Below are 14,999 nucleotides of genomic sequence, written 5' to 3' on the forward strand. Positions count from 1 at the left end.
TCATTTCACCCCTTCGAACACGTAGAGGAAGGCCGCCGCCGCCGGCAGCCCGCAGGCCGGCGCGCCGGTGGCCTCGCCCATCTTGAAGCGGGCGGGGTCGGCGGGCGGCGCGAGGTCGAGCGTCTCGATCTTCACGTTGTCGGCCGTGACGTTCTCGGCGTCGTAGGGGGCGGCCATGCGGTGCAGGGTGACCTTGGCGGCCGAGCGGAACGGCAGCGCGATCTCCACCGGCGTGCAGCCGTCGTCGCCCTTGACCGGATAGTCGGGGATCCGCCGCGACAGCACGAAGACGTTGAGCCGGTCGCCCTTGCGGGTGGCGTAGACCGCGGTCAGGGGGGCGTCGTCGACTTCCCTGCGCCGGCGCGCCTTGGGCAGGTCGGCGGTGGGGGTGGCGAGCGTGTCCACCTTCACCATGTCGCCCAGCCCCTCGCGGTTGAGCAGCGAGATCAGCTTCCACGACGGATAGGTCTGTCCGCCGTCCTGCCACAGGGCGTGGGTGGTCCAGCGCAAGCCATCGTCGAAGGCGAAGAAGTTCTGCAGCCGGTAGCCGACCTCGGCCTGGGCGAGGAAGTTGTCCAGCGTGGCGGTCCCGGTCGCCTGGCTCTTCATCACCTGTTCCTGGATCCGCGATTGCTCGTCGTTCAGCCGCTTGCCGTCGACCTTCATCACGTAGCCCGGGCCGCTCTCGTAGGTTCCGACCTCGATGCGTCGCCCGGTCTCCCGCGACAGGCGGCTCGCATATTCGACTTGCTGGCGCGCCTTGGGCAGGCTGCTCTGCGAGACCCAGTTGAGATGCGTGAAATAGCTCGCGGGCTCCAGCTTCGTCAGGTTCTGGCCCGCATCCCAGCCGCCGATATAGGGCGCGACGGTGATCAGGTCGGACCCGGGCGAGAACCGGGCGGCGTCGGACCCGTAGGAGCTGCCGTTCCGGCCGCCGATCACGAAGGTCACCTTGTCGTCGAGCCCGGCCTTCGCCCACCACGGGCTGGCGCGCAGGGCGGCGATCACCTGCTCCTGGAACATGCCGTAGACTTCGCCGGCCTTGTAGCGGTCGCCGGTGACGGCGTCGCGCATGCCCTCGAAGATCCAGGGCCGGAAGATGCCGTTCCAGGTTTCGTTGCCCAGTTCGAAATAGATGCGGTCGAAGGCGTCGGTCCAGGGGGCGGCGCGGCCCTGGCGCGCGCGTTTCGCGGCCCAGGGCCCGGCCCCGGCGGGGGCGGCGAGGTATTCGACCAGCCCGGTCCATTCCTCCGGCGTCAGGTGCGGCTCGATCTGCAGCCACGGGTCGACCCCGGCGCGGTCCATGATCCCCAGCTGCTGGGGCAGCGTCGCGCTGCGGTCGGTGCCGCCAGCGAGCCCGCCGGCGTTGGTGAGCTGGGCGAGGTCGTAGGTCTTCACCTCGGTCCGAACCAGCGCATGGGTGCGCAGCGCCGACATCCCGGAGGCTTCGATGCGGTCGTAATCCTCGGACATCAGGTCCAGATACGGCGTGTCGGCCCGGTAGATGCGGAAATTGTCCACGTCGAACACGCCCGGCCCCGTCAGGGTCAGGACCAGGCCGTTGCGGCCCTTGTCCAGCATGGTGGGCGGGGTGAACTCGGCCGAGACCTTGCGCCATGTCGGCCCGGTTTCGAAGATGATCGGGCGGATCGACTTCCGGTAGGCGCCCGAGTTGTCGAAGCCGAACACCGCGCGCCCCGGCCGCTCGCTGCGCAGCCAGGCCTCGACGCGGTAGGCCTGGCCGGGACGGAGCACCTCGTACCAGTCCTGATCGGGGCTGCCGACCACCCCCCCCTGAAGCGTGGCGGTCTTGCCGAAACCGAGCCGGAGTTCGAGATAAGTCTCGCCGGGATCCGTCACGGGCGTGCCGGCGGCGTGCGGGCGCAGGGACCAGCGCTCGTCCGGATCGGCGCCCGGGTCCGGCCAATCGGTGATCGCCCTGGTCAGCAGGGCTCTCCGCCCGCGGGAATCCCAGATGCGGTCGTTGGCGAAGCTCTCGCGCGACAGTTCGGTGAATGCCTTGCGCAGCATGATCAGGTCGCCCTTGCGCACCGCCGCGCCCCCGGCGCCGCCTTCCAGGCCGAGGAAATGGCCCGCATGCCGCGCCGGCGGGGTCCAGGAGCGGTAGAGCGCGTAGCCTTTCGCCTTCGTTCCGCCCTGGCCGGGGCGCCACGACAGCCAGGAAGCGCCGTCGGCGTCGCGGGTCACCTCCAGGTCGCGTGGCGCCGCGGGCGCCGTCGCCGCGCCCTTGGCCCCGATCTTCAGATCGTCGCCGAAGGCGATCATGCCGGGGAACGCCTCCTTCTTGCGCCGGGCGTCGCCGGCCGGGCTGCGGGCCTGCGCCGTCTCCGAGGCCGGCGACAGCGCGCCGTCCGGGCCGATGGCGCGCAGCATGAACCAGGTGTCGGCGTCGGGCCGGTACCAGGGCTCCCAGGACAGCTCGATGCGGGTGCGGTCCCCGGGGATCATCTGCTCCTTGCCGTGGCCCACCTTGTCCCAGCCGCTGGCATGGAAGCCGCCTTCGGCGATGCGGTCGCGGCGAACCAGGCGGAAGGCGCCGTTCTCGATGCGCCAGACATCCACCTCGGCCCCGTCGAGCGCGCCGTCGCGCAGCGAGTAATAGCGCGAGATCGCCTGCGGATCGCCGATCACCCGGTCAGGCGCGTCTTCGGTGGCGAGAAAGCCGTTGCGATAGATCGTCGGTTCGAAGCCGCCGCCCTCGACCAGCCGGCTGCCATTGGCCAGGCCCCGCCCGATCAGGGTGGCGGCCACCGGCGGCAGATCGGGGTTGATCACCGTTTCGGTCACCGCGAAGCGGGCTTCCTGCGACCGGGCGCCCTCGCTTCCCGCGCCCAGCAGGGCGAGTCCGCTCAGGATGAGGATGGCCAGGCCCGCAAGGCGGCGACCGCGGCCTCGGGGGGGGCGGGCATGCGCTGGCGTCCAGGCTGGGGGCGTGACGGGCATTCAAGGCTCCTTTGGGCCTGGCGCCCGCAATGTCGGGCGTCCGGAGGCGCGTGTTCCCGGTCCCTCGGGGCCGCGGCGCCCCTGTCCTGGCAGGGATCGGGGGCCGCGCCTGGGAGCGGACGGATCGGGGGACCTTGCCTGCCGATCGCGGCACGGAAAAGGCTTGCGCGGCGCTTCGCGGCGCCCATCCTCCGGCCGGCGGTCACGTTCCCGAGATCGGAGGCCGCGCCCTCAGCGCCCCACGCCCACATAGCGGAACCCCGCCGCCGCCGCCTCTTCGGGCGCGTAGACGTTGCGCAGGTCGGCGAAGCCGTCGCCCGACATCACGCCCTTCAGGCGCGCCAGATCCAGCGCGCGGAACTGGTTCCACTCGGTCAGCAGCACCACCGCGTCGGCGCCCATCGCCGCCTCGTAGGCGTCCGCGGCCCAGGTGACGCCGGGCAGCAGCGCCTCGCCCTCGCGCCGGCCCTGCGGGTCGGTGACCGAGACCTTGGCCCCGCCCCCCACCAGCGCCGGCACGATGGTCAGCGAGGGGCTGTCGCGCATGTCGTCGGTCTCGGGCTTGAAGGTCACGCCCAGCACCGCGATCCGCTTGCCGTTCACCGACCCGCCGCAGAGGTCCAGCACCTTGTCCACCATCCGCCGCTTGCGGGCGTCGTTGACCGCGATCACCGTCTCCACGATCCGCATCGGCAGGGCGTGGTCCTGCCCGATCCGGGCCAGCGCCGCGGTGTCTTTCGGGAAGCACGACCCGCCATAGCCCGGCCCCGCATGCAGGAACTTGGACCCGATCCGCCCGTCCATGCCGATGCCCCGGGCCACGGCCTTCACGTCGCCGCCGACCTTCTCGCACAGGTCCGCGATCTCGTTGATGAAGGTGATCTTGGTCGCGAGGAAGGCGTTGGCCGCATATTTGATGATCTCCGCGCTTTCCAGCGAGGTGAACATCACCGGGCTGTCGCGCAGCGAAAGCGGCCGGTAGATCTCGCGCATCGCGGTCTCGGCGGCTTCGGATTCCACGCCGCAGACCACCCGGTCGGGGCGCATGAAATCCTCGATCGCCGCGCCCTCGCGCAGGAATTCGGGGTTGGAGGCGAGCTCGAAGCGGATCTTTCGGCCGGTCTCCTCCAGCCGCGCCGTGATCACCCGGCCCACCTCGCGGTTGGTGCCGACAGGGACGGTGGATTTCGTCACCACCACGGTCCCGTCCTCGATCACGTCGGCCAGTTCGCGGGCGGCGGCGTAGACATAGGTCAGGTCCGCATGCCCGTCGCCGCGGCGGGTGGGGGTGCCGACCGCGATGAACACGGCCCGCGCGCCCTTCACGGCGGCGGCGAGGTCGGTCTCGAACGCCAGCCGCCCCGCGGCGACGTTGCGGGCCAGCATGTCCTCGAGCCCCGGCTCGTAGATCGGCACGCCCCCGGCGCGCAGCGTGGCGACCTTGGCCTCCAGCTTGTCGACGCAGACCACGTCATGGCCGAAATCCGAGAAGCAGACCCCCGAGACCAGGCCCACATAGCCGGTTCCGATCATCGCGATGCGCATAGGCGTCTCCGTGGCTGGCGTGGCGGCTCCGGGCGGAAGCGCCGGGAACGGTGGTAGAGGATGGGGTCGGGGGACGGCAAGCGCGAGAGGTGCGGCTCAGAACCCCGCGGCGCGGTCCAGCTTCAGCCGCCGGGCGCAGACCAGCGCCGCGAGCGGCCCGGCGATCCCCGCGACGGTCCCGAGCGTCACGTGGACCGCCAGGTTCTCCACCCCGGCCGCGCTCAGCGCGATGCGAGTCGCCGCGGCGAACACCACATGCATGAGAAACACCGCCATCGCCCCCTGCCCGATCACGGTGAGACCGCGTCCGGCAAGCCCCTTCTCCGCCTCCGCCTCCGCCAACCCGCCGACGAGGCCCGCGACCAGCGCCGTGAAACCGCAGGCGGCGCTCACGGCCAGCAGCGTCCGCGCCCACGGCCCCGGACCCATGCTCTGGTCGATCGCGATGCACAGCGCCACCACCGCCGCCCCGGCCAGCGCCCCGCCCCGCCCGATCCGCCCCAGCCTCGGCGCCCCCGCGGCGCAGAGCACCCCGAGCGCGAAATAAGGCAGGTTGCGCATCGCCGGCGCGATCCACACGGCCAGCGCGTTCTTGTCCGCGCCGTGAAAGAGCGCGATCGCCGCCCCCGCCGCCATCACCCCCGTCGCCGCCAGCGCGACGCGCCCGCCCCTGCCCGCCGCCCGCAGCACCGCATAGGCGGCAAGCTGGATCAGGAACAACGCCCAGACGAACCAGAACAGCTCGAACGGCGGCAGGGGCAGGCGCAGCAGGTCCCCGGCCGAGGTCGGGTGGTTGACCCCGCCCGGGGCCAGCAGCCGCAGGCCGATCAGCAGATAGGTCCACAAGGCCATCGGGTAGAGCAGCCGCCAGGCGCGGCCGCCCAGGAACGCCCCCGGCGCGCGGCGGATCATGGGCGGAAAGACCAGCCCGGACAGCAGGAAGAACAGCGGCATGTGAAACAGGTAGATCGCCCGGTCCACGCTCTCGAACAGCGGCCCGGTGGCGAGCACCCCCGCCTCGTGCAGGCCGCGCCAGACATGGCCGAACACCACCAGCGCCACGGCCGCGCCGCGCGCGATGTCGAGCCAGGCGATGCGCGGGCGCGTCCCGGCGGGACTGCGGACAGGTTCCAGGTCGCGTTCTCCCCGATCACGCTCCGCCGCCGCCGCGCAGGGCCCGTCCACATCGCCGGGCGGAGCGCGAAGGTCAACGGGCCGGTCTGCGTCCATGCGCCCTCAGCACCGCCGGATGGTCTGCGGGCTGACCCGGAACAGCGCCGCGATCTCTCCGACCCGGCGCCCCTCCGCGTCGCGCATCCGCCGGACCTCGACCTTCTGGGCGGGGCTCAGCGCCGGCGGCCGCCCCCCTGCCCTGCCGCGCCTGCGCGCCGCCGCCAGCCCCTCGCGGGTCCGCTCCGAGATCCGCTCCCGCTCGAACTGCGCGATGGAGGCGAAGACATGGAACACCAGCCGGCCCGCCGGGGTGGTGGTGTCGATGTCCTCGGCGAGGCTGCGGAATCCGGCCCCCCGCGCCCCCACCGCGTCGACGATATCGAGCAGGTCGCGCAGGGAGCGCGCCAGGCGGTCGTATTTGGCGACCACCACGACGTCTCCGGCCCGGATCTGATCGAGCATCCGCTCAAGCTCGGGCCGCGCCCGCGTCGCGCCCGAGATCCGGTCGGCGAAAATGCGTTCGGCCCCGGCGGCGCTCAGCGCATCGGTCTGGCCATCGAGGCTCTGGTCGTCGGTGGAGACGCGGGCATATCCGAGGATCATGTCGTCACCCTGCCGAAAACCTTCCAGAACCGCCAGAGTTTTGGCGCGGGGTTTTGGGAGGGCCAAGCGATTGATTGGAGAGCATGGTGGCGAAGGCGCCCAAAACGATCGTTTCTGGAAAGCGACTTGTGGGAGCGGATCAATGGACCTGCCTGCACGCCGGATCGGCACGATGGTAAACTGCAAACATGAATCGGATCGGGCGCAGAGCATTTTTGGGAACCGGCCTGGCGTCCACCGGTGTCGCGCTTGCCTATGGAGGCGTCTCCCTCCGCGTGCATTCCACGCCAGAACGCTTTCCGGATTTGACGGACGATCACCTCGCCAGCCTCAAACAGGCGAACGCCTCGTCTTCGCGCGTTCTGGTGGTGGGAAACTCGGCGACGATCGGATCCAGCTTTCTCGAGAACCTGTCTTCTTCAGATTCACCCGCCATGGCGGGGGTCCATTTTTCTCGAGCTTCGGCGAATGGCGCACGCCTTGTCGAAACATTGCGCCTCCCGACGTTTCGCGCGCTCCTTGAAGAGGTCGACTGGAACGTTCTGGTTCTTCAGGATTTTTCGTCAACGGCCTTGAGTTTCGGTGATCGGCAGGCGTCGATTCTGGCCATACGGGCCATGGCCGGTTTGGCCCGTCCTGCGTCGATCGTTCTGTTTCCCCATTGGCCAAGCGCCCCGGGGCACCGGGTCTATGACGGCGGGCTGGGATTTCGTTATCGGACGCCCGAGAACATGGCCGACTATGCGGCGAGAAGCCAGGCTCACTACGAAAACGCCGCGAGGCAATGCGGCGGGCATGTCGCGCCCGTGTTGGAGCATTGGATGGCGGCCGTGAACTCGGGTCAGCAGCTTTACCTCGCGGATCGACATCACGCGAACCAGATGGGATCGAAGCTCGCGGCGCGCGCCGTATGGCGGGCTGTGTCTTCCTGTCTCTAGAGCGCGGACTCATGTCTTCGCGATCCAGAAGCGGATGGCGGCGAGCTTGTGAGTCCGCGTCCTGGCGGAACATGCTCGCCGTTGATGCGCCGACCATCATGCTTCGGCTCGAAATCCGCCGCTCGTCGTTCCGCTCCAACAGCACGGCGTCGTCCAGGCGCAGTTGTTCGGCCGCCTTGCGCCAGGTTTCGCCGGCATGGTCCGCCCAGGCTTCCGGTCCGGTTCTCAGGACTCACGGCCGCGGAGAGCCGCAGGCGCCGGGCGCATCACGACGCGTCAGGGGCCGCCGGATCGGCCGCGTCCCGCTCCAGCATCCATTCGAATTCCGTGCCGGACAGACAGGCTTCGATCTCGTCGAAATTCGTCACCGTGCTCGACATCGGGAACGGATTGGCCTTGCTGTTGCGCACATTCGCCCGCTCCGGCGCGATCCCCAGGAACCGGCAGATCTTCTCATAGGCGGTCGCCGGGCCCTGCGCGTCGATATCCGCCTCGTATTCCACCTCGAGCAGGTTCTGATCGCGCAGGAGCGCGCGAACCTGCCGGTGGGCCTCATCGACTTCGCGCAGATACGAGATCAGGGGACGGCCCGGCGCGCTGCCGGTGGTGATCTTCTCCGTATCGAGGTGAAGATGCTCCTGTCCGGCCCGGTCCCTGGCCGACATATGCCAGGCGCCGCGGGCGATGCTGGCATAGTGCGAAATCACGTGCCTCAGCGTGTTGCGGCGGGTGAGCAGGATGTAATGCGTGACGCCGGCCGCCTTGCACTGCTCCAGAAATTCCTGCGTCGTGGCGCCCAGAATGGCCGGATACTGGTCGGCCAGAATCTTGAATTCGAACCCGTAGTAACGATCGCCCGAAGTCGCGAACTGTCGCTTCATCCAGCGCCCGAAATCCAGCCGCTTCACCGCGTCGCCATAGAGCGAGCCGGCCTTGCGCGGCAGCTTGCCGTCCCAGTGGATCGCGGGGTTCTGGTCCAGCATGTTGGCCAGCACGGTGCTGCCGCAGCGCCCGACATGCAGCATGACCGCCACGCCGGGGCGGCGCCGGGCGGATCGGGCGTGCAGCAGCTGGTCGCCGCGTCGCGCCAGGCGCCGGCCGTAGGGGCGCAGGCCCTGCGGCAGCCAGGATGAGATCTTCGTTCTCAGGCTCGTCATACGCGTCGTCCGCCTTTCATGCGGCAAGCTCGCCGATCGCCGTCCGGACCGGATCCGCGCCCGCCGCGGGATCCGTCAGGCGCACAGCATGCGCTGGAACTGCAGGATGGACCGGGCGTTGCTCTCGATGCCATCGTCCACGTGGATGGTGATGCAGGGGCGGCCGAGGGACCGGGCCTGCGCGCAGATCTCCTCGTAGAACCCGTCCTCCAGCGCGGTCTGCGCGCGCAGCTCCTCGTCCGAGGCGAGATGCTGGAAGATCCCGCGCCTCCGTCGCTTGGCGGCGCGTTCCTGGAAGCGGGCTGCGACCAGCTCGGGGGTTCGGGCGCGCACGTGCACGAAGGCTCTGCGCTCCCACAGAGGCGCCGTCCTTTCGACCCCGAGATGCAGGATCTCCCGCGCGAAGTGCTTGAACAGGCCTTCGTCGAGCAGGAAGCCTCGTGGATAGACGTTCGCCGACAACATCAGGCTTTCATCGATGATCTGGGTCATCTGACGACACAGAGTCAGCTTGCGCCGCGCGCTCAGCATCGACCCTTCCAGAAGCTGCAGCTTGTTGTAGAAGATCTCCATGATCAGGCGCTCCATCTCCGGCTTGGGATTGACGGGTTCGACGATGGCGAGGGCCTTCAACTGGGAATGAAAGAACCATTGATGCTTGAGGGATCTGTGAACCCGGCCGGCCAGCGTCGACTTCCCGACGCCCTGGGCCCCGATCAGTTCCACAACACACCCAGAGGATGGCGCTTTCGGATATGAATTCAGTGGCTTGGGCGTTTTAGGCCCGAGCAGAAGCTCAAGAGCTCGCCTTTTCGCAGAGCCGATCCTGAATCGAGCATCGTCCAGCTTACGAACATTTGCGATCTTTGGGGGCATTCATCGCCACGCTGCCGACCTGGACTGGGTCTCGAGGCTGCCACGCATGCCTCAAGGCCGTTTCCAATATGGAATTCTTCTTCTTCACGATAAAATTCGCAGACGGGAATGGAAAGGTCCATCATGAACAGGCGCCCGGGCCCGCCATCCCGAGATGGCAAGGCCGGTGGCGCGCGGCGCGCGGCGCATCAGGAAGGGAGCGCCCGCGCCGAAGCGGAGCGGCTTACCTGCACGCGGTTCGCGGCCCGCCAGGCGCGGCGCCCGCTTCACACGCAGGCCTGCGCCTTCACAGCGTCCCGCCTTCGCCATGCGAACGGGCTGATCAGGGCCGGCGCGCAATAGTCCCGCCTGGCGCAACCGCCCCCCTGCGACCCCGCCGCAGACCTTCACCGGGACGAACGGGTGGATTTCCCACCGGCCCGCCCCCTAAACAGGGCGGGGCATTCAGGCGGGGGCCTCCTCTCCCGTCAGCCGCCGCGCGCAGGCGCCCCGGGTTCGCCCGACGGCCAGGAACGGAGATCGAGATGAAGGGCATCGTCCTCGCCGGAGGCTCCGGCACCCGGCTCCACCCCGTGACCATCGGCGTCTCCAAGCAGCTGCTGCCGGTCTACGACAAGCCGATGATCTACTATCCGCTCTCGGTGCTGATGCTGGCCGGCATCCGCGAGGTGCTGATCATCACCACCCCCCATGACGCCGGCCAGTTCCGCCGCCTGCTCGGCGACGGCGCCCAATGGGGCATGTCGATCAGCTACGCCGCCCAGCCCTCCCCCGACGGGCTCGCCCAGGCCTTCGTGATCGGGCGCGACTTCGTGGGCGACGACAACGTGGCGCTCGTGCTCGGCGACAACATCTTCTACGGGCACGGCTTCGTCGACCTGCTGGAAGCCGCCGCCGCCCGCACCTCGGGCGCCACCATCTTCGGCTACCGCGTCTCGGACCCCGAACGCTACGGCGTGGTGCATTTCAACGAGGCGGGCCTCGCGCTCGACATCGAGGAGAAGCCCCTCGCCCCCAAATCCAGCTACGCGGTGACCGGCCTCTATTTCTACGACAACGACGTGCTCGACATCGCCGCCTCCATCGCCCCCTCGCCCCGTGGCGAGCTGGAGATCACCGACGTCAACAAGGCCTATCTCGACCGCGGGGACCTTTATGTGGAGATGATGGGCCGCGGCTACGCCTGGCTCGACACCGGGACCCACAAGTCGCTGATGCAGGCCGGGGCGTATGTGGAGACCATCGAGGACCGCCAGGGCCTCAAGGTCGCCTGCCCCGAGGAGATCGCCTGGCGCATGGGCTGGATCGACACCGAGGCGCTGCTGGCCCTCGCCGCCCCCCTCAAGAAGTCGGGCTACGGCGTCTATCTCGAGCGCATGGTCCACGAGCGGGTGTTCTGAGGCCCGCCCCGCGCTTGCGCAGGCCGGGGGCGCGGGGCCTGCCGGAGGCCGCCCCGCCGCCGGCCTGCGCTTCTTCACCGTCTGCGGCGAGTGGGGGCGCTGGTCCGCCCGCCCCCCCCGCGCCCGCCGCGCCGGACCCTGATTTCGACCGCCTCGCCCCCGACCCCGCCCGCTCCTGGGCCCGGCCCTCGGGGCGCGAGGCGGTGCGCGAGCTGCTCCCCATGCAGCCGGGCGACGTCGAGGCCACCTTCGCCGACGTCGCCGCCCTGGAGGCCGAAGTCGGCGTCGCCCCCAAAATCCCGCTCGAAGAGGGCATCCCCCGCTTCGTCGCCTGGTTCCGGGCTCGCGAGGGGCTTTGAGCCTCCCGAAATTTCCTTCCTCTTCCGTGCCGGAAACAGTAAGAAATACACTGACGCAGCGCGCTCATAACGCCTGATCAGAACCGAAAGCGGCGGCAGCAGGCCAGCGCGGATATTCTGATCGAGGGATGTCTGATGAGCGATATTGGAGCGAGAGACATGCCCCACCCGGCCGTCGCCAGCCCCATGGTCAAGCCCTTCGGATCTCATGCCGTCCGGGCGCCGATGGCGGCCCTCGCTGCGCTGGCCGCAGGCATGGCGAGCCCTGCCGAAGCGCTGACGATGGACGTGTTCCTCATCGCGACGCAAAGCGCGCCGGCGGCGACCTCGAGCACGCCGTTCTCGGTCGCAACCACGGTGGCGTATCGACTGACCGACTTGAACGGCAACAAGAAGGCCAAAACCGCGACACTGGTCGACGATTTCACCTTCGATGTCGGCGCCGCGCTGAGCTACAACAGCGATTATGCGAACTTCGACCCGTCGGATCCGGGGATCGTTGACGAGGGCGAAGTCGGGGCCGGCTCCGCCGCTCTGATCCAGGCGGAGATCAGCCTCTGGGACGATGTCGGCATCGCCGGCGGCGGCCCGGAGACGCATCTGGACGTGGGCCGGAACACGGATATCGTCTTCAATCCCGTCCCCGGCGGCTTTCAGGATCTGATCATCGCCGAAAGCGGGGCGCTGACGCCGTTCATGTTGAGCCTCTGCCCGGACGTCGCCTGCGGCGCGGGCGAGGTGATCTTCGGCGGCTTCGCCACGGTTCTCGAGCCGTTCCTGGTCGGGCTCCCCGAATTCGCGCTGGAGGAATCCGCCGACGAGACCGAGATGGACCAGGCTTTCCTGTTCAGGTTCTCCGACCCCGTCTTCGACTACGTGCGCGTGAGCGAGCGGGGGAACAGGAGCTTCTACACCGGCGAACGCCTGGAGATCGATTTCATCGGGGTCGGCGCGGCCGCGCCCGTGCCGGTTCCGGGGGCGGCGCCGCTGCTGGCGGGCGGTCTGGCCTGTCTCGTCTGGTTCCGCCGTCGCGGGCGCAGGCCGGCGTGACCCGCGGCGCAAAGGATGCGCCGAGGATGGGCCTCTGCCGCGCCCGATGCCAACGGAGCCGGGTCGAGCGCCGTGTGACCCGTCTTCGGGCGGGCTGAGACGACAAGGATCAAGCGACCCCGGCGGGTTGCGTTCCCTCGGTCCGTGAAGCATTCGGCCGCGCCGCGCGGAAGGGGGGGGCTTCGATCAATATAAATATATTAATAACAATAACTTAACAGATTTATCCTATAGGCTGGGGCTGGTCTCCAGGGCTTCGCTTCCTCGCCTCTTGCCGGTTTCGCGCGCGAAACCTCCTGACCCTCCCCCCTGCCCCGTGCTAGGCTCCGCCCCAAAAGGACCGCGCAACCGAACCCGGAGCCCGGCCATGAGGCATGAGCAGACCCCTATTCCGGACCCCGACCAGGGCCCGCCCCTCGGCCCGCCCGTCGGCGTCGAGCGCTTCGCCGAGGCCGCGCGCCTCTGCGCCGAGGGCCGCGAGGATCTCGCCCGCCGCGGTCACGCCCCCGACGGCGTCCGCCGCCTGCGCGCCTTCCCGCTGGCCGAGGCCGCGCGGCTCGCCGGCCTCGCCCCCGCCGCGCTCCGCAAGGCGCTGCGCGATGACCCCGCCCTGCCCCAGGGCGAGCCCGAGACACCCGGCGCGCCCCCCCGCTTCGCCTTCGACGACCTGATGCGCCTGCGCGCCCGTCTCGCCGCGAAACCGGGGGCGAAACCCGGCGCCGCCCCCCTGCCCGCCCGGCCCGAAGGCGCGGCGCCGCGCATCCTCGCGGTGGCCAATTTCAAGGGCGGGGTCGGCAAGACCTCGCTGGCGGCCCACATCGCCATGGCCGCGGCGCTGGACGGGCTGAAGGTGCTGGCGGTGGACCTGGACAGCCAGGGCTCGCTGACCTCGCTCTTCGGCGCGCGGATCGAGGACGCGTGGGAGACCGCCTATCCCCTGATCGCCCGCGACTACGCCCACGCCCGCACCGCCGCCGGCCTGCCGCTGGACGACGAGGCGCTGGAGCGGGCCGCCGCCATGTCCCCGGCCGACGTCATCCGCCCCACCCACTGGCCCGCCATCGACCTGATCGGCGCGCAGCTCGACCTCTACTGGGCCGAGTTCCAGATCCCGGTCTGGCGCCTCGCCCTGCGGTCCTGGAAGCTGTGGGACGGGCTGGCCGACGCGCTGGAGGAGGCGGCGCGGGACGGGGGCTACGATCTCGTCATCCTCGATACGCCCCCCGCGCTCGGCTACCTGACCATCAACGCGCTGGCGGCCGCCGACCTGCTGCTGGTGCCGCTGGGGGCCTCGTTCCTGGAGTTCGAATCCACCGGGCGCTTCTTCGACATGCTGCACGCCACCTTCGCCTCGATCGAGGAGGGGGAGGCGTCGGGAACCCGCTTCGAATGGGACGCGGTGCGCTGCGTGCTGACCCGCTACGACGCCGCCCAGCAGGCCGAGATGGCGGCGCTGATGGCGCATTGGTTCGGCGACATCCTGGCGGGGCGCAGGCTCGACCTGACCGCGCTGGCGGGGCAGGCGGGGGAGCAGACCCGCGCCCTGCTCGACGCCGATCCGCGCGACTTCAACCGCGAGACCTACGCGCGCGGCCGCGACGCCTTCGACCGGGTCTGGGAGGAGATGCGCGGCCTCCTGCTGACCGCCTGGGCGCGCGACGTGGACGAGGGGACCGGCCCGGTTCGCCGCGAAACCGAGGAGACCCGCTGATGGCCCGCCGTCGCCTGACCCTGCCCGCCGCGGATGACGCGCCGACCCCGGCGCCCGCGCCCCGCCGCCCCGCCGCCCCCTTCGGCGGCGCGCCCATCGCGGCGGCCGCCGGCGAGGCCGCCCGCGCCGGGGCCGAGGCCGCCCGCGACGCCCGGCTGCTCGCCCAGGCCGAGGCCGAAGGGCGGCTGCTGATCGACATCCCGCTCGACCGCATCGAGGCCGAGCACCTCGCCCGCGACCGCGCCCCCCGCGCGGTGGAGGACGAGGAGACCGAGGCCCTCGTCGCCTCGCTGCGCGCCCATGGCCAGCGGACCCCGGCGGAGGTGCTGGCGCTTGGCGAAGGGCGCTACGGGCTGGTCTCGGGCTGGCGGCGGCTGGGGGCGCTCCGGGCGCTGCACGCCCAGACCGGGGAGCCGCGCTTCGGGGTGCTGCGGGCGCTGGTCCGCGGGGCGGGGCAGGGGGACGGCCCCCCCGCGGACGCCGCCGCCTATGTGGCGATGGTCGAGGAGAATGAAATCCGCGTCGGCCTCAGCCCCTATGAGCGGGGCCGCATCGCGGTGGTGGCCGCCGAGCGGGGCGCCTTCGAAAGCGTCGAGGCGGCGGTGGACCGGCTGTTCGCCGCGGCCTCGAAGGCCAAGCGGTCGAAGATCCGCAGCTTCGCGACGCTGCATTCGGGGCTGGGCGACCTGCTGCTGCACGCCCCCCGCATCTCCGAGCGGCTGGGCCTGCGGCTCGCCGACCTGCTGCGCGAGGGCGGCCCCGCCGTGCGCCGGGAGATGCGCGCCGCCCTGGCCGACGCGGACCCGGAGCGCGAGGCGGAGGGGGAGCTGGCGCTGCTGGCCCGCGCCGCCGAGGCCGCCGCGGCGCGCATCGGGTCCTGGTCCGAGCCCGCCGAGGAGGTTTCGCGCGCGAAACGGGGGGGGCGCCCGCGGCGCGAGGAGGTCTTCTCCCGCGCGCTGGTCCCCGGCCTGCGCCTGACCGGCTACGCCGAGGGCGAGCGGGTGGTGTTCGAGCTGTCGGGACCGCGGGCGGGGGAGCCGGAGGTGCGGGAAAAGGCGCGGGCGCTGCTGGAGAGATTGGGCGATTGAACCCGTTTAAGTCATTGAAAATAAAAGATTTTAAAGAGCGCGGCGGGCGTTCCGCAGGGCGACGCGCTCCGGTCCTGCCGCATCGCGGCGCATGACCGGCCCGGCTATGCTCGCGCGCCGCAGCGGCGGAGCGGG

Annotated in this window: 12 protein-coding genes; 6 read left to right on the plus strand and 6 right to left on the minus strand. The window is 70.4% G+C overall.

Annotated elements, in window-relative coordinates; translation table 11 throughout:
- From BLV24_RS20530 to BLV24_RS20545, 4 genes are all read right to left on the minus strand, one after another.
- A complete protein-coding gene (locus BLV24_RS20530; RefSeq protein WP_092685397.1) occupies positions 1 to 2,964 on the minus strand; it encodes a hypothetical protein in 2,964 nt (987 codons plus the stop codon).
- A 231-nt stretch (positions 2,965 to 3,195) separates the two neighbouring features.
- Positions 3,196 to 4,509: a UDP-glucose dehydrogenase family protein gene (locus BLV24_RS20535; RefSeq protein WP_092685399.1), complete on the minus strand. Its 1,314-nt coding sequence runs from the start codon at positions 4,507 to 4,509 to the stop codon at positions 3,196 to 3,198.
- Between the two features lie 96 nt (positions 4,510 to 4,605).
- Positions 4,606 to 5,739, minus strand: coding sequence for an acyltransferase family protein (locus BLV24_RS20540; RefSeq protein WP_092685401.1), 1,134 nt, complete (start codon positions 5,737 to 5,739; stop codon positions 4,606 to 4,608).
- A gap of 6 nt (positions 5,740 to 5,745) precedes the next feature.
- On the minus strand, positions 5,746 to 6,285 hold the full coding sequence (locus BLV24_RS20545) for a recombinase family protein (RefSeq protein WP_092685403.1): 540 nt from the start codon (positions 6,283 to 6,285) through the stop codon (positions 5,746 to 5,748).
- 188 nt (positions 6,286 to 6,473) lie between these two features.
- Between BLV24_RS20545 and BLV24_RS21800 the strand changes: the two genes are divergently transcribed.
- A complete protein-coding gene (locus BLV24_RS21800) occupies positions 6,474 to 7,223 on the plus strand; it encodes an SGNH/GDSL hydrolase family protein (protein ID WP_143040387.1) in 750 nt (249 codons plus the stop codon).
- Between the two features lie 266 nt (positions 7,224 to 7,489).
- Here BLV24_RS21800 and BLV24_RS20550 read toward each other — a convergent pair whose 3' ends face one another.
- Positions 7,490 to 8,380, minus strand: coding sequence for a sulfotransferase family protein (locus BLV24_RS20550; RefSeq protein WP_092685405.1), 891 nt, complete (start codon positions 8,378 to 8,380; stop codon positions 7,490 to 7,492).
- A gap of 75 nt (positions 8,381 to 8,455) precedes the next feature.
- Positions 8,456 to 9,106, minus strand: coding sequence for a hypothetical protein (locus BLV24_RS20555; RefSeq protein ID WP_092685408.1), 651 nt, complete (start codon positions 9,104 to 9,106; stop codon positions 8,456 to 8,458).
- 674 nt (positions 9,107 to 9,780) lie between these two features.
- Here BLV24_RS20555 and rfbA point away from each other — a divergent pair.
- The 5 genes from rfbA to BLV24_RS20575 all read left to right on the plus strand — a co-directional run bounded on the left by rfbA (position 9,781) and on the right by BLV24_RS20575 (position 14,864).
- Positions 9,781 to 10,656, plus strand: a complete 876-nt coding sequence (gene rfbA, locus BLV24_RS20560; RefSeq protein ID WP_092685410.1) for a glucose-1-phosphate thymidylyltransferase RfbA — start codon at positions 9,781 to 9,783, stop codon at positions 10,654 to 10,656.
- A gap of 203 nt (positions 10,657 to 10,859) precedes the next feature.
- Positions 10,860 to 11,015, plus strand: coding sequence for a hypothetical protein (locus BLV24_RS22155; RefSeq protein WP_176954865.1), 156 nt, complete (start codon positions 10,860 to 10,862; stop codon positions 11,013 to 11,015).
- A 159-nt stretch (positions 11,016 to 11,174) separates the two neighbouring features.
- Complete coding sequence (locus BLV24_RS20565; protein ID WP_092685412.1) at positions 11,175 to 12,065, plus strand: hypothetical protein; 891 nt, start codon at positions 11,175 to 11,177, stop codon at positions 12,063 to 12,065.
- Between the two features lie 367 nt (positions 12,066 to 12,432).
- Entirely contained in the window at positions 12,433 to 13,776 is a 1,344-nt protein-coding gene (locus BLV24_RS20570; RefSeq protein ID WP_092685414.1) for an AAA family ATPase, read from the plus strand.
- A complete protein-coding gene (locus tag BLV24_RS20575) occupies positions 13,776 to 14,864 on the plus strand; it encodes a ParB/RepB/Spo0J family partition protein (RefSeq protein WP_092685416.1) in 1,089 nt (362 codons plus the stop codon). The genes BLV24_RS20570 and BLV24_RS20575 overlap by 1 nt, the downstream gene beginning before the upstream one ends.
- Positions 14,865 to 14,999: the final 135 nt, after the last annotated feature.

This window comes from Albimonas donghaensis (assembly GCF_900106695.1).
GTDB lineage: Bacteria > Pseudomonadota > Alphaproteobacteria > Rhodobacterales > Rhodobacteraceae > Albimonas > Albimonas donghaensis.

What these genes read in the sequence shown, in the direction of transcription:
- BLV24_RS20540 (WP_092685401.1), bottom strand. Translation starts at nt 5,739, where the DNA reads ATGGACGCAGACCGGCCCGTTGACCTTCGCGCTCCGCCCGGCGATGTG.
- BLV24_RS20535 (WP_092685399.1), bottom strand. Translation starts at nt 4,509, where the DNA reads ATGCGCATCGCGATGATCGGAACCGGCTATGTGGGCCTGGTCTCGGGG.
- BLV24_RS20530 (WP_092685397.1), bottom strand. Translation starts at nt 2,964, where the DNA reads ATGCCCGTCACGCCCCCAGCCTGGACGCCAGCGCATGCCCGCCCCCCC.
- BLV24_RS20570 (WP_092685414.1), top strand. Translation starts at nt 12,433, where the DNA reads ATGAGGCATGAGCAGACCCCTATTCCGGACCCCGACCAGGGCCCGCCC.
- BLV24_RS20565 (WP_092685412.1), top strand. Translation starts at nt 11,175, where the DNA reads ATGCCCCACCCGGCCGTCGCCAGCCCCATGGTCAAGCCCTTCGGATCT.
- rfbA (WP_092685410.1), top strand. Translation starts at nt 9,781, where the DNA reads ATGAAGGGCATCGTCCTCGCCGGAGGCTCCGGCACCCGGCTCCACCCC.
- BLV24_RS20575 (WP_092685416.1), top strand. Translation starts at nt 13,776, where the DNA reads ATGGCCCGCCGTCGCCTGACCCTGCCCGCCGCGGATGACGCGCCGACC.
- BLV24_RS20545 (WP_092685403.1), bottom strand. Translation starts at nt 6,285, where the DNA reads ATGATCCTCGGATATGCCCGCGTCTCCACCGACGACCAGAGCCTCGAT.
- BLV24_RS21800 (WP_143040387.1), top strand. Translation starts at nt 6,474, where the DNA reads ATGAATCGGATCGGGCGCAGAGCATTTTTGGGAACCGGCCTGGCGTCC.
- BLV24_RS20550 (WP_092685405.1), bottom strand. Translation starts at nt 8,380, where the DNA reads ATGACGAGCCTGAGAACGAAGATCTCATCCTGGCTGCCGCAGGGCCTG.